The organism is uncultured Caldilinea sp. (assembly GCF_937128415.1).
GTDB lineage: Bacteria > Chloroflexota > Anaerolineae > Caldilineales > Caldilineaceae > Caldilinea.
Genome location: NZ_CAKZMJ010000067.1, coordinates 18,419 through 43,495 on the forward strand (window position 1 = coordinate 18,419; position 25,077 = coordinate 43,495).

A 25,077-nucleotide genomic window follows, 5' to 3' on the forward strand; every position below is an offset into this window, starting at 1 on the left:
ATTCTCCCCTCGATTACTACCTACCCAGCCAGGAGGTCGCTTGTTCCAACAACGCCTCCCAGGAGATCCCTTGTTCCATTGTCAGCACCGAGAAGGCAAGCAGCGCAACCAACAGGGCGACGCCGACCATCAGCCACCCAGAGGGTTTTCCAGGTTCGGTCGGTGAAGAACGCCTGAAACGCATGGCGCCCGCTTCGGGAGCGAACAGCCGCACCGTCTGCATCCGTTCTCCGCCTGGCCCGCTCTCTTCCACCACGCAAACCGCCACCTTGAGGCCAATCCAGTCGCCGGCGAAGGGGCTTGCGCTGAGCCGCACCAACGTCTGGACGTCGCTTTCCGACAGTGCGACCGGCTTGCTTAGGCCGGTGATGTAGACCAACGGCGTCAGCGCATCCAAGCCCTGGGTGTTGACGCTGTGAATCGCTCCCACATGGCGTCCGTCCGGCAGGTCGGACGGTTGGAGGCGATAGCGCCGGACGATCCACTCGGCGCGGCCTGCGATCGTTTGCGGAGCAAGCGTGTGCTGCATCTCGGCGGCGATGCGCTCGGCTTGCGCAATTTTGTTGCTCATGGCCCCGCCTACCGTTGCAGAATCTCGTCGATCACCTTGCGGTTGATGGCGCCGGGGCGCACCTCCTGGATCAGGCCGTCGGCGTCCAGAAAGACGCTGGTCGGCAACCCGCGCACGTTATAGCGATCGCTGATGGCGCCTTGGGGATCGAGCACAACGGCTGCATCCATGCGAAACTGCTCGGCGAAGCGGCTGACCGCCTCCGGCGTTTCGCTCACGTTGACGGCCAGCAACACCAGGTCGGGATATTCGCGCGCCGCCTGCAACAGCTCCGGCATCTCGGCGCGACAGGGCGGGCACCAGGTCGCCCAGAAGTTGATCAGCACCCGCTTTCCTTTGAGATCGGAGAGCGCCGTGTAACGACCGTCGGGCAACAGCAGGAAAAAATCCGGCGGCGCATCCCCGCGGCGCAGCATCTGCGGCGGGCCTGGCTCCTTCAGCACCCCTTGCGGATAGCCCAGGCCGAGGCTGTTCGGAAATTCGCTCAACGCCACGCGGCGCGCGCCGGCCGGCAGAGCGCTGTGCGCCTTCTCCCCACAGCCCGCCAGCAATACAACCAACAACAATAACGGCAAGATGCGTTTCATCTGTCTACCTGCGTGATGCGTGATGCGTGTTGCGTGACGCACCTCGCATCACGCCTCTCCCTCTTCACCCCAAATCACGACGCACCTGTTGCACCCACGCCTCGTCCTGCGCAGAGAAGATTTCGCCGTTGTGGTCGCGGCTCCAGGGGCCGACCAGCCAGTAGATCAATTCGGCCACCTCCGAAGGCGGGCGCAGCGCGCCGCGCTCATACAGCTCGTGGAAATAGGATGTGTCCAGCCGCGTGCCGGCCGTGTCCACGCTGCGGATGTCCTCCTGCATGGCTGTGTCGACCACGCCGGGATGCAGTGAATTGACGGTGACGCCTGTGCCGGCCACTTCCAGCGCCAACACGCGCGTGAACATGTCCAGCCCGGCCTTCGCCGCGCAGTAGGCGCTGGCGCCGGCGATCGGCTTCGTCGCTGCGCCGCTGCTGATCGAAAGGATGCGACCGTAGCCCTGCTCGAGCATCAAGGGCAGTACGTTGCGCGCGAGCATGAAGGGCGCCACCAGGTTGACCATGATGTTGTAGGTCCATTCGTCGGGATCGGTCTCGGCGACCTCTTCGATGGGCCAGATGATCGCTGCGTTGTTGATGAGAATATCGACCCGATTGAACTGATCCAGCGCGGTTTCGACCACTTCTTCCACTACATCCGGGTCGCTGACGTCGCCCGGAACCGCCAACGCCAGACACCCACGTTGACGCAGCTGCGCCGCCACGCCTTCGACCTCTTCCTCCGTGCGCGCGGTCAAGACCAGCCTGGCGCCGCTCGCCGCCAGCCGCTCCGCCGCCGCTGCGCCGATGCCGCGGCCGGCTCCGGTAATGATTGCAACCTGTCCTTGCAGCTTCTTCTTCGCCATAGCAGGCAGTGTAGCAGATTGAAAGAGGACTGTCTATTTGTGCAGGAGGAAGTGCGCAAGACAGGAGGATTTGCCATGGCGTGAACAGAGTTCGACCTCCGACGGAGGACCACAGCCGCAGCGCCTCTCCTCCGGCGCACCAGGAGGCGGCATGCGCCGGGTGTTTCTGGCAGCGACGTTCGTCGCACCGATGAACCTTTTCACCTATCAACGGCCATATGACCTCAGCGCCGGCTTGACAACATCCCAGAGGCAGATATATATTTCTGCACGGAAAATTTCTGAATAGAAATTTTCCGTGCAGAAGCATTTAAGAATGATTCAAACGGAGGAAGCCTTGAGCGCCCCATCCCAGGAGTTGGCCGGCGAAGCCATCCATAAATTTCTGATCATCAATCGCTATTTACGTCAGTACGCCCTTCAGATGACGGAGCATGGCGTGCGGCCCAGGGAGTTTTCTGTGCTGCGCTTTCTGTTGGAATCGGGTCCGGCCACCGTCGGCCAGATTCAAGAATACCTCTACCGCAGCGCCAGCGTAGCGTCCACCGTCATCGCACAGCTAGAGGCGGATGGCTACGTCACGCGAACTCGCTCCCCTGAAGACAACCGGGTGGTCATCGTGGAGCTGACGCCGGCGGGCCGAGAGATTGCAGAAAAGGCGCCGATGGGCGGCATCCCTCTGCTGCGACGAAGGCTGGTCACGCTGCCTCCGGAGCGGCTCCAGATCATTATCCAGGCGTTGGACGACATGATGGCGCTCATGGAGGTTCAAGAAGTCGAATGAGATCGTTGCGTCGGATGAGCCGCTATTTAGGCCCCTATCGTTGGGTGCTTCTGGCAGGGCTGGCGACGACTGCGCTGCCGGTGGCGATGGAGCTGTTGACGCCGCGGCTGCTCCAATATGTGGTCGATCAAGGGATCCGCGTTGGGAATTGGGAGGCGATTTGGCGAGGCTCATTGGTGATGCTGATCAGCGCCCTGGTCGGCGCCGCCGCCACCTTGGGGCAGGGGGTTTTTCGGGCGCAGCTTTCTCAGGGCATCGCCTATGACTTGCGCAATGAGCTTTTCAGGCATATCCAGAACCTCTCCTTCGCCAATCTGGATCGCATGCAGACCGGGGAGCTGATGACTCGCATCTCCAGCGACGTCGATGTGGTGCGCATGTTCCTCAGCGCCGGCCTGGCGCTCCTTTTGCGAGCCTTGCTCATGATTCTCGGCAGCGTCATCATGCTGACCCTCACCGACCTGCGGCTCTCGTTGGTCATCTTTGTCATGTTAGGGGCGGCTGCAGTGCTCATCCGGACCATCCTTCGGGTGGCGGCGCCGCTCTTCATGGTGGTGCAGAAGAAGCTGGCGGCGCTGAACACCATCGTCCAGGAGAATCTGGCGGGAGTGCAAGTGGTGAAGGCTTTCGTGCGCGAGCCTTACGAGATTGAGCGTTACCAGCAAGGCAACGAGGCCTACATGATGGAAAACATCAAAGTGGGCCGGCTGATGGCGCTGGCGATGCCCGGCCTGGATTTGATCACCAACGTCGGGATCGTGGCCGTAGTCTGGTGGGGCGGCCTGGACACCTTCAACGGGCGCATCACGGTGGGCCAGTTGATCGCCTTTGTCAACTACCTGATGATCGGCATGGCCCCGCTCCTGTTGCTCAGCAACATGCTGAACATGGTGTCCAGGGCCCAGGCCTCCTCCACGCGCATCCTCGAAGTTTTGGACATGAAACCGACCGTCGAAACGGTGGAATCGCCCTATACAGCGGAAGCAATGGACGGGGCTGTGCGTTTTGAGCGAGTCTCTTTCCGCTATGAAGCGACCTCTTCTGCACAAGAACTCCCCGCAGAAGCCGGCGCCTTCCAGGGCAACGGCGCCGGCTTTCGCGCCGCATCGGTCGCCGACAAGGGGGGCGCGCTCGAGAACGGTCATCGGGATGTGTTAGAGGAGATCAGCTTTGAGGTGAAGCCCGGACAACGCATCGCCTTGTTGGGGGCGACCGGCTCGGGGAAGAGCACGTTGGTGAATTTAATCCCCCGTTTTTATGAGGCGACGCATGGAAGCGTCTCCGTGGACCGGGTGGACGTGCGGCGCTGGTCGCCTACGGCGCTGCGTCGACACATCGGCATGGTCATGCAACAGACGGTGCTTTTCAGCGGCACAGTGCGAGAGAACATCGCCTATGGCCGCCCCGACGCCTCGCTGGAGGAGGTCATCGCCGCCGCCAAGGCGGCCCAGGCGCATGACTTCATCATGGCGATGCCGCAAGGGTACGACAGCTTTGTAGAGGCCAGGGGCGCCAACCTTTCCGGCGGGCAGAAGCAGCGCATCGCCATCGCACGCGCGCTGCTGGTTGCGCCCAGCATCCTCATCCTGGATGACGCCACCAGCGCCGTGGACATGGACACCGAGTTCAAGATTCAAGAGGCGCTAGACGCCTACATGCGCCATTGCACCACCTTTATTGTTGCGCAGCGCATCAGCAGCGCGCTGAACGCAGACCAAATTTTCATCCTGGATGGCGGTCACATTGTGGCGAAGGGGACCCATCGGGAGCTGCTGACCACAAGCCCCATCTATCGCGACATCTTCCGTTCTCAGTTTGGCGAAGAGAGCCTGGCCAACCTTCCCCTCGATATTTCCCAATCTTTGCACGCGGACCGGAGGGATCAATGACGCAAAACACAGGCGGAGCCGCCAACCCCATCCGTCTGGGCATGGGTGGAGCTGGGCGCCTCAGCGGCGACAGCGCAAGAGACACGCGCTCCACCCTGGTGCGCCTGGGGCGGTATCTGCGCCCTTACGCGGGCCGGCTGCTGTTGGTGACGGCGCTGGTGATCGTCGGCGCTCTCTTGAGCCTATCCGGCCCGATCTTGTTGGGGCGAGCCATCGATCAATCTGTCATTCCTCGCGACCTCGCCGGTTTAGGGCGGATGGCGTTGTTGATGCTGGCCGTCTATGCCGGCGCAGGGCTGGCTGCTGCGCTTCAGGGGCTCCTGATGGTGAACATCGGTCAGCACCTGGTGGCCGACATCCGCGCCGCCCTCTTCTCGCATCTCCAGAGGCTCTCCATGAGCTATCATGACCGTCACCGGACGGGCGATCTGATGAGCCGTCTCTCCAACGACACGGAAGCGATCAACAGCGTGCTTTCCAACGGGCTGATCGATTTCACCACCAATATTCTCTCGCTGGGCGGCATCATAATCGCCATGTATATCCTGAACTGGCCCCTTGCGCTGGCCATGTCGGTGCTGCTGCCTTTGATGTTGTTCATCACAACGCTGGTCACCCGCTACAGCCGCAGGGCCTTCCGCAATGTCCAGCGCAATTTGGGCGGCTTAAACGCCGTTATGGAGGAAAACATTGCGGGCATTCGAGCCGTCAAGGCCTTCGCCCGCGAGGAGACGGCCATCGCCAGGTTTCAGGAAGCCAATGCGGCCAACCGGGCGGCGGGAATCAAAGCGGACATCATCACTGCGGCGCTGGGGCCGATGTTCACCACCATGAGCACGATCACGATTGCGATCACGGCGCTCCTGGGCGGCTGGTTGGCGCTGCGAGGGGTCGTTCAGGTGGGCGTGTTGGCGACCTTTGTCATCTACATCATGAACTTCTTTCAGCCAATGCGAGGCATCGCCATGGTCTACAACTCATTGCAATCGGCGTTGGCCGGCGCCGAGCGCATCTTTGAGGTGTTGGACGCAGAGCCGGATGTTTCGGACCTCCCCGGCGCCAAATCGCTGGAAAATCTCCGGGGGCATGTGCGCTTTGACCACGTCACTTTCTCGTATGAGCCGGGCAAGCCCGTGCTGATCGACGTCAGCCTGGAGGCGTCGCCGGGCCAGACCATCGCCCTGGTGGGGCCGACGGGCGCGGGCAAGACAACGATCATCAGCCTGCTCAGCCGCTTTTACGACGTGGACCAAGGCGCCATCTATATCGACGGCCATGACATTCGCACCGTCCAGCAGGCGTCTCTGCGCAAGCAGCTGGGCATTGTCCTGCAAGACACGTTTCTTTTTTCCGGCACGGTCATGGACAACATTCGCTACGGTCGCCTGGACGCCACCGATGAAGAGGTGATCGCTGCGGCGAAGCTTGCCAACGCCGACCGGTTCATCCGCCTGCTCCCCGAAGGATATCGCACGCATGTTTCCGAGCAGGGGCACAATTTCAGCCAGGGACAGCGGCAGCTTTTGGCCATTGCACGCGCCATCCTGGCCGATCCGCGCATCCTCATCCTGGACGAGGCCACCAGCAGCGTGGACACGCGCACGGAGATGCAAATCCAGGAGGCGCTGCTGCGGCTGATGCGCGGGCGCACATCTTTTGTCATCGCCCATCGCCTGAGCACCATCCGCAACGCAGACCAGGTGTTGGTGGTCAACGACCACCGCATCATCGAGCGCGGCTCGCACGAGGAGCTGCTCGCCCGCAAAGGCTTCTACTATGAGCTTTACATGAGTCAGTTCCGGCGCTTCGAGACGGCGCTGGCGCAGGCGCAGCGGGAGCCTGCCGGATGAGCGCCGCCTCCACTCACCGCTCCGAGGCGCCGAAAACCGACGGGTGCTCGCGAATCTGCTCGGCCAGGTCTCTGTTATAGCGCAGCGCGATCACCTCATAGCCGCGCGCCTGCAGCTCCCGACGCAACGCTTCATCGCGGCTTCGTTGCTCCGGCGCGTCGTGCACGGCGCCGTCGCAGAAAACGCAGATGTTGGGCGCATAGAAGAAATCGACGTTGCAGCGAGGCTCCGGAATGGCGACCTGCGCATCGTCCGGCAGGCGATAGCCGCCCGCCGCCAGCGCGTCGAGGAAGCGACGCTCCAGCTCAGAACGCGCGTCGGTCAGGCTGCGCAGCCACGCCAGGTGTTGGTCGTAGGAGCGGCCGGCGATGCGCGGCAGCGTACGCCCTGCGCTCAGCGCCCGCAGAGTTTCGACCACTTTATGGCGATTGAGCAGCAGCGCTTCCGTCTGGTTGTTGTAGCTCATCAGACACTCGTAACAGGCGGCGATGCAATCGGGCTTCTGGTCGGCGCCGGCTTCATCGAAATGACAGATCGTCAGCGCCTGGGCCGCCGCCTGCGCCAGCGCATCCGCCTCTTCGATCAGCCTGCGCAGCACGCCGCCGCCCCCCTCCACCGTCTCGTACAACAAAATGGCCGTGTGCGCCCCCTGGCCGACCATTTCCGCCGCCAGCTCGTTTTCTTCCAACTGAAAGCGCTGCTCCAGCCCGCGCTGGAGCGCATACCGGAAGGTGGCGGCGAATCCTGGATCGCTCAGGAAGTCGGGAGCGGCCCCGCGCAGCAGCAGAAGATTCTGGTCGTCCTGCACGGCGAGCCGCACGCTCTCCACCTGTGATGGATGCGGCTTGGGAGTGCGAGACTCTTCTTGAAGCTCCATCAGCTCCCCGCTCGTCAGGTCGACCAGAAAGCCGGGCGTGCGCGCCGTGTACGGCCCATGGTTCACGCGCATCAGCGTGGCCGTCGGCGCATAGAGCAGGCGCAACAGCGGCTTTCCGTGCACGACCACGTCTGCCTCCTGGAGACGAGCGCCGTCGCTCTCCGGGGCGAACTGATAGTAGGTTTCAATGCGGTAGCCGCGGCGCAGCCGCTCCTCTTCGTCGGACGTGATGCGTTCTCGCCGACGCAGCCTGACGTTGGGCATCTCCAGCAGCGTGACGAGCAGGCTGTTTTCGCCGTCGAAGCGCGTCCGGCAGACAGGGCAGAGATCGAGATCGGGCGCGCAGAAGCTTCCGCAGGTGTGGCAGAGCCGCATGCGCCGGCGGCGTTGCTCCAGACCGCCGGGCGGAGCCTGAAAGGCGATGACTTCCCAACGGGCGCCCTCGTGATACACGACGGCGTGCGGCGCGAACTCGCGAATCGCCAAAAAGCGGGGACGGGAGATAAACTCGCCCTCTCCGCGTGGAACCCAAGCGCGCACAGGCAGCGCCGGAAAGTTATAGCCGGGCAAGAAGCCTTCGCTGGCAAGATAGCGATAGGGATAGAAGTCACTTTCCTCGCGCTGCACGTCGATCTGCAACAGCAAGTTGCGTTGGCGGAGCGCCTCTTGTTGCAGACGGGTGGCCTGCTGTTGCTCCTCCGCCTTCCGCGCGCGCAAGAGCATCTGCTGCGCAGCGCGGAGCTGCTGATCGGCGGCGCGGTACAGCTCGCGCCAGCGGTCGAAGGCGCGGTCGAACGCGGCCGGCGCGGCGTCGATCACGCGATCGATCCAGTCATCGGTGAACCAGGCCGCCTGGCGCAGGCCGGCTTCATCGCTTTGCAGCACCTGGCGAATGCGGCTGCGCAACCTGGCGCGTCGCACCGGATCGAGTTGAATTTGACCGGCGACGTTCTCGCGCAAGGGCAAGGTCTCGAAGTCTGTGTCAATCACCTGCTCGATCGACTGTCCCAGCGGCAGGCGCACCTCGGCCAGCCACATCGCATGCATGTGCGCAATGAGCAGGCTTTCGTTGGTCAGGTCGAGGCGGGGAGGACGCACGCTGCCTGCGACCATTTCCTCGCGGCGGCGGAAGTAGTACTGGTCGTGGCTGTTGAGTGCGCCGCAATAGGTGAAGATCAGCCCGGCTTGCCCCTGGCGGCCGGCGCGGCCGCTGCGCTGGGCATAGTTCGCCGGCGTCGGCGGCGCGTTGCGCAGGTGCACGATGTCAAGATCGGCGATGTCGACGCCTAGCTCCATGGTGGGCGAGCAGATCAGGTAGGGCAGACGCCTGCCCAGCTCGCTCTCTTTGCGTTCGTCGTTGGCCTCCCAGCGAAAGCGACGCTCGCGGCGCTCGCGTTCGCCCGGCGTCACCACCTGTGCTGTGTGCTCGCGCGCCTCGAGCTGCGCCAGCTCCGCTGCGGCTTCCTGATAGAAGCGCTGAAAAAAGCGGTTGACCCGCTCCGTCGGCGAGACGCCGCCGCGGCGCATCGAAAATGGGTCCGCAGCAGGCGCGCCGTCGCCGGGTTGCCAGAGCAGGCAAGCGGCGTCCAGTTGAAAGCGTTGATGGTCGGCCACCGGCGGCAGCCGCGTGAGCAAGCCGTGGCGCACAAGCAGGTCGAGCAGCGGGGGAAGCAGGGCGTCATATTCCTTGCCGTCCAGGTGCAGCTCCCGTCGCAGATAGCGTCCGATGGCGCTGCGCGGCCCCAGACCGAAGCCATCAACCGACTTGGGCGAGCGTCCCCACAGGACAAAATCGTTGGCCGGCCGCAGCTCGCTCGCTTCTGGGTCCAGCCCCCAAAATTCGTTGAGCTGTTGCTCGCAACGCCGACGCAAGTTGACCTGCTCCTGTTCGCGCAGGAAGCGGGCGTCGATGGCAAGCTTGCGACGAAAACGGTCGAGCAGCGCGGTCAGCAACGCCTGGCGTTGGGCGGGCGAGCGCGCCGCCAGCTCCGGATGAAAGGCGAAAGCGGCTTCATCTGCCGCCAGCTCCGTCAGCCCGCGATAGCCGATGCGCAGCAGCCCCAGCTCCTCCAGATTGGGCTGGGTGATGCGCCAGCCTCGGCGCAGATCGTCGTAGAGCCGATACTCCACCAAGTCGGTGAAAACGCGCCAGACCTCCTGGCCGGCGGCGGAGTCGGGCGCCAGCTCCGGGTTGCGGGCGATGTCGCGCAGCGTCAGGCCGCAGTGGGCGACGACGACCTGAGCGACGCGATCCGACGTGAGGACGCCATGTTCCCGGAGCGCCGCGCAGAGCGCCGCGCGCAGGACGGCGAGATGCACCAGGTCGTTGAAGTGACCGGCCTGAAGCGCGGCGTCCTGGCGATTGTCGGTGAAGGTAAGCAGTTTGTCGCGGGCGACGCCGCTGCGCCTGGCGTGACGCAGCAGGGAGGCGGCGAGGATGGTGGTGGCGCTGCTGCGCGCCTCGCTGGAGAGCGTGGCCAGTTTGGTGAACTCGCGCTCGCGCGCGGTGTAAAATTCGCCGCAGCTCAGGCAGAGGGAAAACGGCTGAGGTTGAAACCACATTTTGACTGCATCTGCGCGCGGCGTCGCAAAGCAAGCGCCGTCGGGTCGCACCCAGAGAGGCCGAGGGACGCGGGCGCGATAGGTGGATTTGATGCGGCCACCGGGATCGCGCCATTCTTCGGGCAGAAGCTCCTCGCTCCAGTCGTTTGCGGCGGACGCCAGCATCAGGTAGCCGGCCTGCGCGTCTTCTTCCTCCTCGGCCCCGCGCTCGCCGATAGGGTGAGGGATGACGCCATCGCCCTGAAGCACTACGTGATAGTACTCCTGCCCGCACTGGCGGCAGAACTTGATCGGCGCCAGGATGCGCCCTTCGACGCCCTGCACCTGCCCTTCCAGCGAGAGGAGGCGGCGCTCGGCCGGCTCTAACGAAGCGTAGAGCGCGCGGCCCTGGCTGATGAACTGATGCAGCTTGAAAGCGAAGGCGCGGCCGCCGTCCTCGCGCCGGAGTTGCCCGCCCAGCGCCAGCCATGCACGCAGCGCCTGCTCGCACTGCTGCGGCTCAAGGCCGGTCTCCGCGGCGAGTTGTTTCGCTGCGTCGGGCAGCGTGCGCGGGGCGCGGCGTCGATAGCCGTCCTCCTCCGCCTCGAGGCCGAAGGTGTGCTCGATCCAGCGCGAGAGAGGATGGGCGCGGTAGGCGGAAAGGGCCCTCTCTTCCGGCCCCTCGGCCCTCTCCCCCGGCCCCTCTCCCAAGATGGGAGAGGGGGGTGGAGGCTCCCCTCCCCCTGTATGGGGGAGGGGTTGGGGGTGGGAGCCTATCGCCGCGCGCAACTCCTCCGCCGTCGGCGGGCCGCCGACGGTGAAAGGGACGAGCGTCTCTTCGATGACGTCCTCGGCGCGGAGGGGATGACCGAAGAGCTTGCCGGCGACGTCGGCCACCGTCTGGCGGCGCTGCGCCGGCGCAACGGTGGGGCCGGCGACCATGGTGGCGGAGGCGCCGATGTGCACAAGATCGGGCCCGGCTGCGCGCTCCTTGAGGCGCCGGATGAGCATCGCCACATCGGCGCCCTGCCGACCGCGATAGGTGTGCAGCTCGTCGAAGACCAGGAAGCGCAGCCCGCCGCCGGCTGCGTCCAGAAAGCGTTGGTCTTCGGGGCGAACGAGCATCAGCTCCGCCATCATGTAGTTGGTGAGGATGATGTGCGGCGGACGTTCGCGCATGGCCTGCCGCGCCTGCTCGCCCGTCTCACCGGTGTATTTGGCGAAGGCGACCGGAAAGGGCCGTCCGGTGCGGGATTCGTAGCCCGCCTTGAGCGTCTCCAGCGCCTGCAGCTGCGAGTTCACCAGCGCGTTCATCGGGTAGACGATGAGCGCCACCGTGCGGTCGACGGCGGGATGGCGCAGCACGGAGTCTACAATCGGCAAAAAGTAGGTCAGGCTCTTGCCGGAGCCGGTGCCGCTGGTGACGACGTAGCTTTCTCCGCGCTGCGCTTTGGCGAGCGCCTGCACCTGGTGGCGATAGAGATAAAAGGGATCGCCCCTGGCCGTGCGGAAGATGCGCGCCGCCTCGGGGTGCAGGTCGCCCCGCGCGGCCAGCTCGTCCACGCTGGCGTCGCGTGCGTAGGCCGGACTGACCTGGAGCAGAAAGGCGGGCCAGAGGTGGGCCTCCTCCGCAAAGGCGCGGTCCACGCGCTCGCGGATGCGCGGGTCGGCGACGAGCAGGAAGGAGCGTACAAAGTCGCGGTAGTCGGCCAGGACGGCGGCGTGCAGGTCGAAGATGGTCATGTGCGCCTCCGCATTTACAGCGCTTCCAGGTAGTTTAACCAGGCGGCGAAGTGGGGACAGCGAGCACGCAGGTTGGACAAGCCGATGCGCTCTGCGATCAAGGGGCCGTGGAGCGCCTTGCGATAACCTGGCAGAACCTGCATGATGCGTGCGGCTGGATGTGTCTTCTCGCCCTCGTTGATCTCTTCTGGAGAATCGAATTGTCCGATATTCTTAAAGGACGCGTCTGCCGGGCCCCTACTCAGCGCTGTAGGGATAGCCGACGGCTGCACGAACAGCAGCGCCTCGAACTCGTGCAACATCAGATAGGGACGAAAGCGGGGATGGTCGATGTCTTCGGCAAAAGCCTTTTCCAGGTGCGCCACGCGGTCATATGGGGTTGTGGCCGACAATGTCGCTTTGCCCGGAAAGTCCGGGGGTAGGCCATAATAGTCGAGCATCGTCGTGATACAGACGGCGTTGCTATCGCGCAGCAAGCTGTACACATCGCGGCGCACACGGGCGTAGGAGGTGACGCCGCCCTGAAACTCTTGCCCCGACTTGACCTTTTTGGTGACCAGGCCTGTGGGGGTGATGACTTTGTCAAACCGCAGAAGGTGCGGCGGCGCCAGGATGCGGGTGACAAAAGTCTCCTCGGTTTGACCTTCGCACAAGATCAGGATGCGCTTCATAGAGCCGGCCGCCCTCCCAAGACATTCTTCTCCCACAAGTCTCCCAGGCCGTACTCATCCAGCCAGTGGGCGATCTCGGCCTGTTCCAGGCGGCGGATGTCGGAAACACCTCCAGGACGGTCCAACACCAGGATTTCCTCTGGCGTGAACTGGTTGACCAGGGAAACCGACTGCGTCGCCAGGATGACCTGAGTGTGGTGGGCCACGCTATGCACCATCTCGGCCAGCAGGACGATGGCGTACGGATGCAGACCCAGCTCTGGCTCGTCGAGCACGATGGTGGCCGGCAGGTTTTCAGGGGGTTGCAAAAACAGCGTGGTCAGACAGATGAAACGCAAGGTGCCGTCGGAGAGGGCGTTGGCGCCGAAAGTCAAATCGGAGCCGCGCTCGCGCCATTCCAGGCGGATCTTTTCCGGGTTGAAGGGATGCGGTCGCAGGATGAAGTCGCCGAAGAAGGGCGCAGCCAGGCGAATGGTCTCGACGATGTTGCGGTAATGCTGAGGATGTTTTTCGCGCAGCAGGTAGAGATACGCCGCCAGATTGCCGGCGTCGGGCAGAAGATAGCGATTGTCATAAATGTTGCCCATCTGCTTAACGCGCGCACCTTCGCTGGTGTCATGGAAATGGTAGAGTTGCCACGAGCGCATGGCGTCGAACACGTAACGCGCCACTCTGCTAGAGGTCTTGGTCCATCGCGGCAGTTGGCTTTCCTCAAAAAGACCGCCATGCGTTACGTCCTGATAGGGCGCGGCGTATCGGGATCGATCGTGAAAATAGGTCCCTTCGCGCGCCACCAGGAGACGGTCTTCGGCTGGGAGCAGATGGCAGATGTAGCCGTTGGCCAGCTCTTCGCCGCGGCGAAACCACAGCTCGATCATCAACTGCTCCGTCGTCTTGCGCCCATAATGCAAAATCTGATCGGCGCCCCTGCCTGGGCCACGTAGACTTGTAGCTCCTCGTTCATCATGCGGTTGAGCATCTTGAACAGGCCAATGAAGTTCGACTTGCCGGAGCCATTGGCGCCGATCAAGACGTTCACCGCGCCGAGGACTAGGTCCAGTTCGCGGAAGGATTTGTAACCTTTCAGATTGATGCGCTCAAGCAGCAGGTCAGACATGATTCTGTTCGCTTTGTATGATTGGACGTCATTGTATCATGCCATCCCTTCCCATGCCTCCAACACCAGCCGCCGGGTGCGATATTCCCCAAACTCGCGCAGCTCCTTCTCCTTGAGCACGCGGAAGGTCTCGCCGGGAAAGTCGCTCTTGGCCGCGCGCTCGGCGTAACCCTGCGGATCGAGCGGGTCGGCGACCTCCTCCCACGGGTCGAGGATCTCCTCCAGCTCCCGCTCCGTGAGGTCCGCCGGGTCGAGGATGTAGCGCAATTGCTTGCGCGTCAGGCCGTAGAGCCGGGCGTAGTAGGCGTCCAGCTCGGCGCGGAGAACAGCGCGGCGCTCTTCGTTCCACCGGAAAGGCGGTATTGGGAGAGCGGGAGAGGGTGAGAGCGGGAGAGCGGGAGAGCGGGAGAGGGTGAGAGCGGGAGACCCGTGCTCTCCTGCTCTCCCGTTCTCTTGCTCTCCAGAATCGCCGCACGCAGCGCGTCGTCCGCCTCTCTCCACACGTCGGCGGCGAAGGGAGCGAGATTCCAGGCGGTGTAGGTCAGTTCCAGCACGCGCGGGACGATGAAGCGCAGGTGCTCCGTATCGGCCAAGGGCGGGAAGCCGACGCCGTCAGATGCGCTGCGGCGGCTGCAACACCCGCAGCCCAAGGTGGGCCTCGTAGGCGTCGAAGTCTCTGTCGTTGTGCAACAACGGAACGCCGTTTTCGATGCACCAGGTCGCGATCAGACTGTCTATCGTCTTGCGCACCGTCACGCCCCTGCGCCGCGGCAGACGATGGTTGCGGGCGCTCTGCAAGGCCAGGGCCGGTGTGACCATCTGCACTTGTTGAAATTTTGCCAGGGCCCGGCGCGCCGTGTCGAAGTCGGCGTCCTCGCGAAAGCCCTGAAGGACCTCTGCCAGGATCAGGTCACCCACCAGGATCAGGTCCTGGTCAAGCAGCGCGTCCAGGTAGTCGGTATGGGGCGTGCGCAGGCCGTTGAAGTAGTCCACCCAAACGGTGCTGTCCACCAGCAGCACGTCAGTCCTCCAGCCGGGCGAGACGCTGCTCGTGCAGGTCCCCCTCCCACTTCAACTTGCCGCGCAGCGCGCGCACCTCAGCCTGCTCGTGCAACCGGATCAGGGTGCGCAGGGCCTCGTGAACCACCTCGCGCTTGGTCTGCAGGCCGGTCAACTGGCGTGCTCGTTCCACTAGCTCGTCGTCCAGGACGATGTTGGTGCGCATGGTAGCCCTCTGTGTGTACTCAAATGACCTAGCATGTGTATTGTACGTTCATTTGCGCCTGGGTCAACCTGAGGCGTACTGCCAGGGGACGACCGGCGGGGTAGTAGCTCACGACGGCGGGAGCGTCAAGTGGCCCTCTCCCATGCCTCCAACACCAACCGCCGGGTGCGATACGCGCCGTACGGCGCAGCTCCCTTGACATTTTGAGGATCCGGCCACACGAACTGGACACCCTACACCTTGGGGAAGCACTTCACGCCCTCCAGGCCATCGAAGTGCTCGTCTTGCGTCCACAGGATGGCGCCATACTCGCGCGCGATAGCCAGGATGAGACTGTCCGCCATGGGGAGGCGATGCTGGGCTGAAAGCAAGGCGGCGTTAAGCGCTATGGGCGCAGTGATCTCAGCCACCTGGCCCTTCATCATATCCGCAGCGCGCAGCTCCGCCTGGGCTTGCCCCTGCGTTTGGTAGACTTTCTTGAAGACCTCGTAGAGGCAGATCACCGGCACGAGCAAGTTTCCGACGTCTTCAATGGCCGGTGCAAAGAGGTCGGCGCGATCGGTGTCGGCGAAGTACTCCAGCCATCCCGAGGAGTCCACCACGTTCACAGGCGGTCCTCCTCGCGTTCGATGGTGGTGTCCATGCCCTTAAGCGAGCCGCGCGCCTCTTGAATAGGGCGATCGGGCACCAGGACGATGCGCTGGTCGTAAGCGAAGACGATCATCTTCTGTCCGACCTTGAGGCCCAGCGCGTTGCGCGCTGCCTTGGGAAGGACCACCTGATACTTCGGCGAGACCGTCACGGTTTCCATACGTTCCTCCTATCGAACCGTCTTTTGTCGCACCGATTATAGCATGCCTTGCGCACCGGGTGAATTCCTTCCGCGCCAACAGGCGGATCGCTCAACCGGGTGGCTCTCGCATCCTCTCCCATGCCTCCAACACCAGCCGCCGGGTGCGATACTCGCCGTACTTGCGCAGCTCCTTCTCCTTGAGCACGCGGAAGGTCTCGCCGGGGCAGAACCAGGATGTGGATGACTCAGCGAAAGCGAAAGTTCAGCCTGCGCAGGAGGTCAAACGTGTTAATGACCGGAACACCGACCTGCTGACACACGTTGGGTATCTGGATTTTCCTTCCACCGATCTTTCCGGTGTTGCGGTCTGGGGTCTCCTGGCGCAAGCTCTCCATGGTCACCACAGTCAAGTTATGAGCCGCAGCATGGGCAATCACCCAGGGATCAGCGCCCCCCAGAAACGGCTGAACCAGATGGGGCTGATAACGCGCCTGGGCCAGGTTGGCTATGGTTTGGAAGTGGCTGTAAGTTTGCTCGTCCGGTTCGAGAAAGAGCGCTGAGCCTTCACTTTTGCACCAGCGACCAAGCGGGTCGTTGTTGCCGACCAGCTCGTCATAGACCGCCTGTGGACTGCAGATGATCTGCGCCTGCCCCCATTGCGCCAGCGCCTCCCAGAAGGACGGCGCAATGTCGAAAGCGTAGTAGAGCCTGTGCGCCTGCACGAACACGTTGGCATCGAGACAGAAGTCCACAGGCCTCTCCCCTACATCCGTTCCAGCGCTTTTTCCAGCGCACCCACGCGCACGTTGAGCAGGATGGCCGCCTCGCGGTAGAGCGCCTCCCCCTGGCGCAGCGCCAACAACACCTCGTCTACGAGCACCCGGCTGTTGCGAGAGCGCAGCGTGCGATAGAAGTCGCCCCCTCCACCCCCTTTGACCTCGACCGCGCTCGCCGCCTGCCGGGCCTGCTGATAGGCGTCGTCGAGCGCAGAGCGGCTGATCAGCCCTAGCTCGTAGGCGCGGATAAGCGCCACGAAGACGCTCACCCGAAACTCCTGGGCCAGGGCTTGAGCGCGCTTGTCGAGGGCCAGGCCTTCATGCCGCCGCCAGGCCGGGAGAAAGGCCTCTTTCGGGACCAGCAGCTCGCCCGCCACCCGATTGCAAAAGCGCTCGACCACGGGCATCTCCGGAGCCTCTCCAGGGATGGGATTGGAGACGCCGCTGGTTCCGCTCCACAGGTGCGCCAGCTCGTGGGCCAGAGTGAAGATGCGGCCTGCAATGCTATCGCGCGTATTGATGAAAATGACGGGCGCGTAGTCGTCCACCAGCGTGAAGCCGCGGAACTCTTCGACGGACAGCGGGCGCCGGTTGTCGCCGAGGGCAACGCCGCTCTGCAACACCACGATGCCGGCCTCTTCGGCGTGGGCAACCAGCCGCTGCAGGTGCGCTTCCCAGCTCTTCAGCCCGGCGGCGGGCGGCATGGGCAAGCCAAGCTGATCTCGGATGTCCGCCGCCACTTGATCGGCCGGTGCATCGGGGGTAAAGCGCCCGACAAAGGGCAGCGGCGACGCGCCCTCGCCGATCCGTCGCTCGCGCAGCCAGTCGCGCTTGCGCAGGGCGTCGTTGAGGGCGTCCTCTAGCTCCGGGCTGAAGCGGCCGGCCTGGACGCCGGGCAGGGTGCGGAAGTCGGCGATGGTGGGGAGCACGGTCTGGGGCGGCTCCGAAAGAAAAAGATAGCCGAAAGGAATGTGCAGGACACGCGCCAGCTTCTGCGCCTGGGGCCAGGAGGGACGCGCGGCGCCGCTTTCCCATTCGCCCACCCGCGCCGGCTGAAGCTGCAGCTTGCGCGCCAGGTCGTCAACCGTCAGCCCGGCGCGCTGACGGGCCCAACGCAGCAGTTGGGGATTGATGGGGACCTGGCTCATGGCGACCTCCTGTGGCGCGGATTATACCACTTTCCACGCTTCCCATACCAGCGACGAATGCGACACTCGCCGCACTGACCTAGTTCCTTCTCTTTTTAGCACGTGGAATTAGGGGATAATCCCTGTTGCATCCTGTAATCTCTTCATCACCAGACTAATCACCACTAATTGGTCAAGAGCTTCGTAAGCACCTATGCCAACCCAGTTTTTGTCTTTGGGCTGATGCCCTTTGGGGTTGCGAAACGCCTGAAAAACGCCTATCGTCATTGAGGAGAATCCTTTTTGTTCATCCAGCTGTGAAACAAAATCTGTAGATGTGGTATCTAGCGGATTCACCTTGACAAGGGGAGCCGAGAAATTATGTGAGCTCATATTCGGTTTGCCAAGTACGTCTTCTACCAGGGCAACGCCAATTCTGCTGGAACCAGATATGCGCTTTAGATAGTCTTCCAACGCCTTACATGCTTCAAAGACCGCTCCAAGGTAATTTCCTTGCTTGAAATCTTCTCCCGCAATCTGTCTTACTCTGGAGTGCAGCGGATAGTAATCGAATAACATGATCGGTTCCGGCTTGTTGGTTTGACCGATGAGCGCCTCGTAGAGCAACACTAGCTCCCATTCGGATAAAACGCGCCGATTATCGAAGACGTCCGACTTTTGAAGCAGGAGCGTATCTGCAATGTTCTCAAATTGCGACCACCTGTGAGTTTTGTTTGTGCTCTCTTCATACCTTTCGGCCCACCACAGCATAACAATCACATCAGTTGCGTCTGTTGGTGAGAGCGAGGGTAAAACCGGCGCTTCTCCCACTTCCTTCAACGCGGCAGCAAGCAGCACTTGGCGCCCCAGACTGCCTCTCATCTGTGTCGAGAGAGTTTTGACGAATCGGCTTTGTGTTTTTCTGCCTCGCGTAGAAATTCCGAGTGATATGAGAAAAACCTGCTCCGGATAGCGCCATGGCGAGAACTTGTCATCTGGGTTCAGGTTCCAAAGGGCTTTTGTGGCCCTTGTTACGAAAGCCTGACCTGCAGGGCGATTGAATTGTTCTTTAAGCCAGATGAGAAAAAGTAAGGGCGCAACGTTGCGTCGGAACTGCCAGACGACTTCTTCCTGCGACCATGCTTCCAAGCGCTCAAACACCTCCTGGGCCAATAATGATGTTGTACCACCTTCGCGCAGAAAGGCATAAGCCAACCAAGAGGCGACAAAGGGGTCCCATTCCTGGTTGAGTTCATCCTTGCGCGCAAGCAGAGCACGCTTTACTTCCGCTTGGTATTGAAAAAGATTTAGAGAAACCATGCCTTATCTGCCAGCAATTCCAGTTGGGCGATATGTTGAGTCCAGGTATCAACACCGATTTCAGCAATCATATTTGCAATCAAGCGCGAATAGTTTAGAGTGGCAGGTTTGGCTTGAGCATTGAATCCGCGCCAGTTGACTGCTGCAAAATCAAAAACTTGTCGCACTAAACGGGGAAATTCGCTTACATTGAGCGTGGATCGCGTGTCAAAACCAATTTCATACACGCCAGGAACACCTCGTCGAGTGCGGGTTTCTTCGCCAGTTCGAAAATCCCGCTTACGGCCATCTAGAAATAGCAAGTTTCTGGTTTCCGAGAGAGCGACCTTTATTCCAGGCTGAGGAACATAACTCGGATGGGCCGTATCGAACAGGCGATAAGTACTGTATTCATTCAAATGTAGAATGGCATAGGGCACTTTAGCTGCCAGTTGCTTCATAGCCTGCTCTGCCGCGGGAAACTCGCGAAACCTCCCAGGCTTTTTACACAGGTGGATCACAATTTCCTCTGGCTGTCCGTTCAGATCGCTGTAGTCATGATAGGCGCTCACGATAACGCTTGCCAGCGCTTCCTGATAGGCTTCTCGGTCATCCCAAAGGGTTGGGTTAGGAGCAATACTGGAGAAAAACAAGTAATCTCCATCACTGCTGAACAAGGTAACGAAGCCAACTACCAATCGCTTTTTCTCATCTTGGGCGCGACTGATACCCAATACCAGACTTCTTTGCCTTTGTAAAGACAGGACCGTCCAGGGCGTGCCGCCGATTTTGGCATACATTTGTAAGGCGATGTTTTCTAAGGTCCAGGGCAATTGATTGGTGTTGCTGAGTTTTTCCCGCGTGACAATCTGGCTTGGGACGCCAAGTCCAAGCAGCACAGATTTGGCAGTAGTATAAAACGACGGATTACGAGTCGAGGATAACAACAGCACAATATCCGGCCTCGTATCTCTCACTAAAACGGGCAAAGTCCTTTGTAATTGCACAGCAGTTTCGTCTGGCAGACTTCGTTCACCTATGATGGCAAGAGGAATGCGAAACAGTTTTTGGAATCCGGCAAATGCGCCATTCCCATTTTGTAAGCCACCGACGAGGGTTTGTTTTGCAGTCTGAAGATGACCTGGATACATGATCAGGCAATTGACCCTGTCTTTGCCCAACGTCAGTGCATCGTAGGGACCATAGTTTTGTAACCCGCGCCGGGGATGGTGGTCTCTTTGGCTGATGGATGACGCGCTGAATCGCAAAGCTGGAAGCGAGAGTCTTTCACCAACGAAGTACAACATGACACTCCTCCCTACAAAAGAACCGGAAAAGGAAGCGGCGCTATGCGCGCCTCACCGCCACAGGGTAAGGGGACGTTTTGAAATTCCTGTGCAAAGGGCAACAGGTAGCGATGCATTCTGATTTGAGAAATCTGCTGGTTGATGCGGTTGGTGCCGCGCAGGAATTCCTCTTGCACAACCAGGGCTTCGGTCAGAGCATTGCGCTCACTCATTTGTCGGGTATTGAGCGGGTCTCCATTTTTGTCCTGGTAAGCCCAGACGACATCAACAATCAATCCCAGTCTCTCGACCGCCGCATGGTACGTGCAACGAAGATCGTATCCAGCAAAAACCCTGACGTTTCCCCGCGCGACAACGCCGGCCAGTTGCTGCCGAAAAATCTCGGTACGCCCAACTACGCTATGCGGAGAAAGCCGCCTGCGCTGCCAAAAGCCGCGCGCCAAAGCCAGGGATACTATCCCGTCTATGACAAGATGAGCGCCGAGCGCAGGCAGAGAAGGAAGATGGATTTGCGTTGCTTGAAACCCTTTGGTCGAAAGGAAACTTGCTGCGTCTTGACCATATCCATACACGCGGTCTTGGTGAGCATAGACCTGCACAGGGACGCCAGAAGCCCGAATCTCATTAATCAGCGGGCGCAAGTCAACAGCTTTGGCGCGTTCAATGGCCATAACCGTAACCGGCTCTTCAGGCAGAGCGACCGGAAAAATGTTGGTGTAGATACCAGGTGGCAGCTGCACCTCATCCATGTTGACTCTCCTCTCGTGCAATTTGTTCATTCAACTCCATCAACCTGAAGATCAACTCCCGCCTTGCCTCCGCGCACGGCATGAAGCGGATCTGGCCGCGGTCGTTGGGGTAGAAGTCGTGCCTCAGCGCCAAATCCTCCCAGCCGTAGCAGGCAAGGATCGCGTTGTCCATCGCGGCGTGCAGCTCGCGCAGGCGGACGATGTCGGCGTCGCCCACGGCCGGGTTGTGGAACAGGTTGTAGGTCTTGGTGAGGCCCAGCCACCGCGTCCGCATGACCTGGCGGCGGTGCTCGTGATATTCCGCCCCCAACTGCGCCGCGCGCCGAAACGCCTCCGGCCACTCTCCCGCTCTCTTGCTCTCTTGCTCTCCTACCCTCCCGCTCTCCCGCTCTCCCGCTCTCTGATACTCCAACGACGGAAAGGGGAAGGTGTCGAAGCAGTCGGTGGGAGTGTAGCGGACGTCGGTGCGCAGGCTGGAGGCTTGCTTGCGTAGCCAGGTCTCGTGCACGGCGGATTGGAGCAGGGCAAAGTGGTAGTCGTCGTCGAAGGCGAAGACGATAAGCTGCTCATTATAAACATAGCCTGGTGGAACAAAGGCTATCGAATGAAGCTCGCTGACCCTGCTCCGCACCAGCACCCGCCGCAGGGGGGCGATGGCCTGGCGCATGCCCGCCCGATAGGCCCCGAATTGCCACCAGTACTCGCGATTGCGCTTGTCGCCGGGTCCGGCTAGCCGCGCCCGATCCGGCCAGACCCGCTCTTCCACGATTGCGAGCAGGTCGGGGTATTCCTCGGCCTCCTCCAGGGGCCAGTCGTGGAAGCAGATCACCCAGCGGCTGGGCTGCTGCTCGGGGTCGCTGTTCAGGTCTTCGCCGTTCAGGTACGGGAAGAGGCAGTCGGCGTTGCGCGGGTCGCGCGCCAGCAGCTCCTCGGCTTCCTCCGGCTCCAACACAAAGCCAATACCACGCACATAATACCCAATAAACGCCTTGCCCTCGTTGCGCCGCAGGCGGACCGGCTCGCGTTCAGGCTGGTCGTCCAGGCGGGAGGAGATGAAGGGGGTGGGGTGGCCGTCGAGAACGGGAGAGGTTGAGAGCGGGGGAGAATGAGATCTGGAGAGCGGGAGAGAATGAGAGCTGGAGAGCGGGTGAGCGGGTGAGGGCAACGAGGTTGACTTCGACCGATGCCTGGCCGGGCCATTTGACGAAGCGCTGCGCGAAGTGGATGGCGCCGCCCTGCTGCAGGATGACGGCCAGGCCGCTCTCGCGCGTGTCGCCCTGGCCCAGGGTGTTGGTGGCGATCATGCCCAGCCGGCCGCCCGGCTTGAGCAGGCTGAACGCGCGGCGGAAGAAGGCCGCGCACAGGTCGGCCGTGCCGGCGAAGGGTTGGTAGGCAAATTCCAGCCACTTGCGGTAAGCCTCGCCGAAGTGGCCGCTGATGCGCAGTCCGCCCATGAAGGGCGGGTTGCCGAGGATGACGTCGAAGCCGGTTTGGAGAGCCGGAGAGCGGGAGAGGGGGAGAGCGGGAGATATCCCGTGCTCTCCCGTTCTTCCGCTCTCATGCTCTCGTGCCTTCACGCTCTCACGCTCTGCAAACACCTCCGCAAACTCCAAAGCCCAATGGAAGAAGGCGCGTTCGCTGCGGGTGGCCAGTACCTGCCCGGCCAGTTGCGGGTCGGAGAGGTCGCCGCGCGAAAGGGCGTCTTGCACGAAGGCGGTGGTGAGGAGAGCGGGAGAGGAGAGGAAGAAGGCCGCGGTGTAGGCGTCGCAGGCGAGGCGCAGGCGCTCGAATTCGGGGCTGGATTGCGCCTGCTGGTAGGCGGCGCGTTTGGCGCGCACCTGCTCGATGGTCGCTTCGGGCATTTCGGCGATGCGGCGCATCTTTTCGGCAAAATCGGCGAGCGGCTGAGAGACGAAACCATGCCGGAAGAGCGAAGCGCCGCGCTCGCGGGCGTTGCGCTTGCGGGCTTCGGCCAGGCGGGTGCGGTCGGCGTTCCCCAGCGGCTTGTAGGCTTCATCGGGGATGCCGTCTTCCAGCGCGGTCAAGTCGTGCAGGCCGACTAGCGAGTCGCCGTGCCGGATGTGATGCTCCAGGAAGGTGAGGGGCTTGTCCCGCTCATGCCCCTCCAGCCAGAGCGCCACGCGGCAGAGCTCCACCGCCAGCGGGTTCTTGTCCACGCCGTAGATGCAGTGGGTGATGGCGTCGCGCACGCCCTGGTGGATGGCTTCGGGCGCGGGTTCGTCTTCGCCGGTGCGCAGGCGGGCCAGCTCCTTGCCCAACCGCCGCGCCGCGGCCAGCAGGAAATGTCCCGAACCGCAGGCCGGGTCGAGCACTTTCAGGTTCAGGATGGCGGCCTGCTTTTCCTCGTTGGTGCGGCAGGCGGCCAGGCGCTCCTGCAAGACCGGCTCAAGCGTGTGTTGTATCAGCGGGGCGACCAGCTGTGGCGGCGTGTAGTGAGAGCCGGTCAAGCGGCGTTCTTCGCCGTCCGCTTTCATGTGGAAGACAGGGCGGCTACCGCTCCATTCGATGATGGGGTGCAGTTCCAGCAAACTTTCATACACCGACCCCAGCTCCTCGGTGTCCAGCGCGGCGTAGTTGACGCGACGGGGGACGCCGTTCTCCTCGTAGAAAGCCAGATGCCAGAAGGCGGAGAGCAGGTCCCGGTTGCGGATGAGGGCGACGTCCAGCGCCTGCTCGGCGAAAAGCTCCCCGTTGAGCGGCGGCGCGCCTAAAATGGCGGCCAGTTTCTCATCGCGAAAGATTTCCCACAAGGCGCGCAGCCCCAGCCAGAGATCGACGTCGTCGGTGTACGCGGCGCGGTTTTCGCACAGCCGGCGCAGGCGCGTGACGCCGTAGCTTTCCAGGTAGAGCGGATTCCGCCCCATCAGGCCGCGCTCTTCGGAGACGAGCAGGAAGAGGAAGCGGTAGACCAGGCGAAGGAGTTGTTGGTAGAGCGTGAGAGCGTGAGAAGAGGAAAGCGCAAGACTCGCACTCTCCCGCTCTCGTGCTCTCCCGCTCTCCCGCTCTCGTGCTCTCCCGCTCTCCCGCTCTCCCGCTCTCACGCTCTCCCGCTCCCCCGCTCTCAAGCTCTCCCGCTCCCCCGCTCTCAAGCTCTCATTCACCGGATGCCCCAGGAAGCCGTTGGCCAGGATTTCGATGCAGCGCTCCACCCCTTCGCGCAGCCGCTCGCGCACGCGACCGCCCTGCTCCAGCGAGTTCTGGTAGTAGCGCTCCAGCAGGCACTCCTCGGCCCGTCCGTCTCCCGGCAGCCGCGTGCGGTGCAGCAGGCGATAGAGCAGGACGAAATCGGCGAAGCGCTCCTCCTCGAAGATGTCTTCCAGGTCGAACTCCACGTAGGCCTGGCGGCGCACGAAGGTCGAATCGCGCAGCAGGCGCAGGGTGCGGCCGTTGGTCACCAGCCCCCACAGCGCCTCAGAGCGGTTGAGGTATTCCTGCACCAGGGCGTGGGGCGAGAGCCGCGGCCGGCCGGAGGGCGCCGGTTTGCCCAGCTCCTGCCGGTAGCCGACCAAATGCACCGGCGGCGCGTGTTCGCCCGCCCCGGCGTAGTGGGAGATGGCGAAGGTCAAGCCGTCCACCTCTTTGGCGCGCGGGCTGAAGTGCAGGTCATAGCCCAGCAGGCGCAGGAGGGGAACCGTCCACAGCTCGCGCGTCTCCGAGGTGGCGAGGTCGCCTTCGGGCAGGCGCTCCAGGCGATGCTGAAAGACCTGCCACAGGCTGCGGGCGTCGTGGTAGAGGCTGGCGATCTCCTCGGTCAGGTTGCGGCGCGGGGGCAGGCGGAAGTCCTCGGGCTTTTGGCCGGGCAGCTCGCCGCGAGCCAGGGCCTCCAGCAGGTCAGGGCCGAAGAGGCCGCCCTCGATGCGCAGAGCTTGAGAACGAGAGAGGTTGAGAGCTTGCGTGTTCATGGCGTCCACTTATCAACGTTCTTACTAATGCTCACGAGCATTGCAATAATTTCTTCATATGCGCAATCCAGTTCGGCGGCAGTTTCAGATTTCAGATAACCGCAACGGAGAGCAATCTCGATATGCGTTTGCATCTCTGCAGCCTCTCCTTCAGCTTCACTAAATTTATTCACAAAAGCAGCGCGATACCTGCGTCGGCGCCACCCTTCTGCAATTTGAGCCGCCACAGAACGAGAAGCACGACGCATCTGATCGGTCAATGAATACCGCTCCTCGACTGGAAACGTTTTAGTCACTTCAAACACCTGCATTGCAACGTCCATCGCTTTTCGCCAAACGATCAGGTCCCGATGATTCTGTATTTTCATCTTCCCCTCTCCCCCTCT

General features: G+C 62.2%; 22 protein-coding genes and 1 pseudogene. 3 read left to right on the forward strand and 20 right to left on the reverse strand.

Features of this window, described 5'->3' with window-relative positions:
* Window positions 1-16: 16 nt before the first annotated feature.
* The 3 genes from Q0367_RS11715 to Q0367_RS11725 all read right to left on the reverse strand — a co-directional run bounded on the left by Q0367_RS11715 (window position 17) and on the right by Q0367_RS11725 (window position 2,020).
* On the reverse strand, window positions 17-571 hold the full coding sequence (locus Q0367_RS11715; RefSeq protein ID WP_297641225.1) for a hypothetical protein: 555 nt from the start codon (window positions 569-571) through the stop codon (window positions 17-19).
* An 8-nt stretch (window positions 572-579) separates the two neighbouring features.
* On the reverse strand, window positions 580-1,158 hold the full coding sequence (locus tag Q0367_RS11720) for a TlpA disulfide reductase family protein (protein ID WP_297641224.1): 579 nt from the start codon (window positions 1,156-1,158) through the stop codon (window positions 580-582).
* 64 nt (window positions 1,159-1,222) lie between these two features.
* Entirely contained in the window at window positions 1,223-2,020 is a 798-nt protein-coding gene (locus Q0367_RS11725) for an SDR family NAD(P)-dependent oxidoreductase (RefSeq protein WP_297641223.1), read from the reverse strand.
* A gap of 337 nt (window positions 2,021-2,357) precedes the next feature.
* On the opposite strand from Q0367_RS11725, the gene Q0367_RS11730 reads away from it, so the two are divergent.
* The 3 genes from Q0367_RS11730 to Q0367_RS11740 are packed head-to-tail and all read left to right on the forward strand — an operon-like array spanning window position 2,358 to window position 6,543.
* Window positions 2,358-2,804: a MarR family winged helix-turn-helix transcriptional regulator gene (locus Q0367_RS11730; protein WP_297641221.1), complete on the forward strand. Its 447-nt coding sequence runs from the start codon at window positions 2,358-2,360 to the stop codon at window positions 2,802-2,804.
* A gap of 14 nt (window positions 2,805-2,818) precedes the next feature.
* Window positions 2,819-4,693 carry an ABC transporter ATP-binding protein gene (locus tag Q0367_RS11735; RefSeq protein ID WP_297641220.1) on the forward strand — a complete coding sequence of 625 codons (1,875 nt, stop codon included), beginning with the start codon at window positions 2,819-2,821 and terminating at the stop codon, window positions 4,691-4,693.
* Complete coding sequence (locus tag Q0367_RS11740; RefSeq protein ID WP_297641218.1) at window positions 4,690-6,543, forward strand: ABC transporter ATP-binding protein; 1,854 nt, start codon at window positions 4,690-4,692, stop codon at window positions 6,541-6,543. The genes Q0367_RS11735 and Q0367_RS11740 overlap by 4 nt, the downstream gene beginning before the upstream one ends.
* A 13-nt stretch (window positions 6,544-6,556) precedes the next feature.
* On the opposite strand, the gene Q0367_RS11745 is transcribed toward Q0367_RS11740, so the two are convergent.
* The 17 genes and pseudogenes from Q0367_RS11745 to Q0367_RS11830 form a co-directional block, all read right to left on the reverse strand.
* Entirely contained in the window at window positions 6,557-11,704 is a 5,148-nt protein-coding gene (locus Q0367_RS11745; RefSeq protein ID WP_297641216.1) for a DEAD/DEAH box helicase, read from the reverse strand.
* A gap of 14 nt (window positions 11,705-11,718) precedes the next feature.
* Window positions 11,719-12,375: a DUF4276 family protein gene (locus Q0367_RS11750; protein WP_297641214.1), complete on the reverse strand. Its 657-nt coding sequence runs from the start codon at window positions 12,373-12,375 to the stop codon at window positions 11,719-11,721.
* A pseudogene (locus Q0367_RS11755) lies at window positions 12,372-13,492 on the reverse strand (AAA family ATPase). Before Q0367_RS11755 ends, Q0367_RS11750 begins: the two are co-directional and overlap by 4 nt.
* 36 nt (window positions 13,493-13,528) lie before the next feature.
* Window positions 13,529-13,759: a hypothetical protein gene (locus Q0367_RS11765; protein ID WP_297641208.1), complete on the reverse strand. Its 231-nt coding sequence runs from the start codon at window positions 13,757-13,759 to the stop codon at window positions 13,529-13,531.
* Window positions 13,760-13,770: 11 nt separating this feature from the next.
* Window positions 13,771-14,085: a hypothetical protein gene (locus Q0367_RS11770; protein WP_297641207.1), complete on the reverse strand. Its 315-nt coding sequence runs from the start codon at window positions 14,083-14,085 to the stop codon at window positions 13,771-13,773.
* A gap of 19 nt (window positions 14,086-14,104) precedes the next feature.
* Entirely contained in the window at window positions 14,105-14,512 is a 408-nt protein-coding gene (locus Q0367_RS11775) for a PIN domain nuclease (RefSeq protein WP_297641206.1), read from the reverse strand.
* A 1-nt stretch (window position 14,513) separates the two neighbouring features.
* The gene (locus Q0367_RS11780) at window positions 14,514-14,717 is read right to left on the reverse strand and encodes a type II toxin-antitoxin system VapB family antitoxin (protein WP_297641204.1); all 204 of its coding nucleotides are present in this window, start codon (window positions 14,715-14,717) and stop codon (window positions 14,514-14,516) included.
* A gap of 233 nt (window positions 14,718-14,950) precedes the next feature.
* Window positions 14,951-15,325: a type II toxin-antitoxin system VapC family toxin gene (locus Q0367_RS11785; RefSeq protein ID WP_297641202.1), complete on the reverse strand. Its 375-nt coding sequence runs from the start codon at window positions 15,323-15,325 to the stop codon at window positions 14,951-14,953.
* Window positions 15,322-15,528, reverse strand: a complete 207-nt coding sequence (locus tag Q0367_RS11790) for an AbrB/MazE/SpoVT family DNA-binding domain-containing protein (RefSeq protein ID WP_298982414.1) — start codon at window positions 15,526-15,528, stop codon at window positions 15,322-15,324. The genes Q0367_RS11785 and Q0367_RS11790 overlap by 4 nt, the downstream gene beginning before the upstream one ends.
* A 227-nt stretch (window positions 15,529-15,755) precedes the next feature.
* A complete protein-coding gene (locus Q0367_RS11795) occupies window positions 15,756-16,262 on the reverse strand; it encodes a DUF4411 family protein (protein WP_297640768.1) in 507 nt (168 codons plus the stop codon).
* Window positions 16,263-16,273: 11 nt separating this feature from the next.
* Window positions 16,274-17,434, reverse strand: coding sequence for an XRE family transcriptional regulator (locus Q0367_RS11800; protein ID WP_298982416.1), 1,161 nt, complete (start codon window positions 17,432-17,434; stop codon window positions 16,274-16,276).
* 108 nt (window positions 17,435-17,542) lie between these two features.
* Window positions 17,543-18,733 (reverse strand): TIGR02391 family protein, encoded by a 1,191-nt coding sequence (locus tag Q0367_RS11805; RefSeq protein ID WP_298982418.1) that lies wholly within the window; start codon window positions 18,731-18,733, stop codon window positions 17,543-17,545.
* Window positions 18,721-20,019, reverse strand: a complete 1,299-nt coding sequence (locus Q0367_RS11810; RefSeq protein WP_298982421.1) for a Piwi domain-containing protein — start codon at window positions 20,017-20,019, stop codon at window positions 18,721-18,723. Before Q0367_RS11810 ends, Q0367_RS11805 begins: the two co-directional genes overlap by 13 nt.
* Window positions 20,020-20,030: 11 nt before the next feature.
* On the reverse strand, window positions 20,031-20,768 hold the full coding sequence (locus Q0367_RS11815) for a hypothetical protein (protein WP_298982423.1): 738 nt from the start codon (window positions 20,766-20,768) through the stop codon (window positions 20,031-20,033).
* Window positions 20,761-21,738, reverse strand: a complete 978-nt coding sequence (locus Q0367_RS11820) for a type IIL restriction-modification enzyme MmeI (protein WP_298982426.1) — start codon at window positions 21,736-21,738, stop codon at window positions 20,761-20,763. Before Q0367_RS11820 ends, Q0367_RS11815 begins: the two co-directional genes overlap by 8 nt.
* A 55-nt stretch (window positions 21,739-21,793) precedes the next feature.
* Entirely contained in the window at window positions 21,794-24,691 is a 2,898-nt protein-coding gene (locus Q0367_RS11825; protein WP_298982428.1) for an Eco57I restriction-modification methylase domain-containing protein, read from the reverse strand.
* Complete coding sequence (locus tag Q0367_RS11830; RefSeq protein WP_298982430.1) at window positions 24,688-25,059, reverse strand: four helix bundle protein; 372 nt, start codon at window positions 25,057-25,059, stop codon at window positions 24,688-24,690. The genes Q0367_RS11825 and Q0367_RS11830 overlap by 4 nt, the downstream gene beginning before the upstream one ends.
* Between the last annotated feature and the right edge of the window lie 18 nt (window positions 25,060-25,077).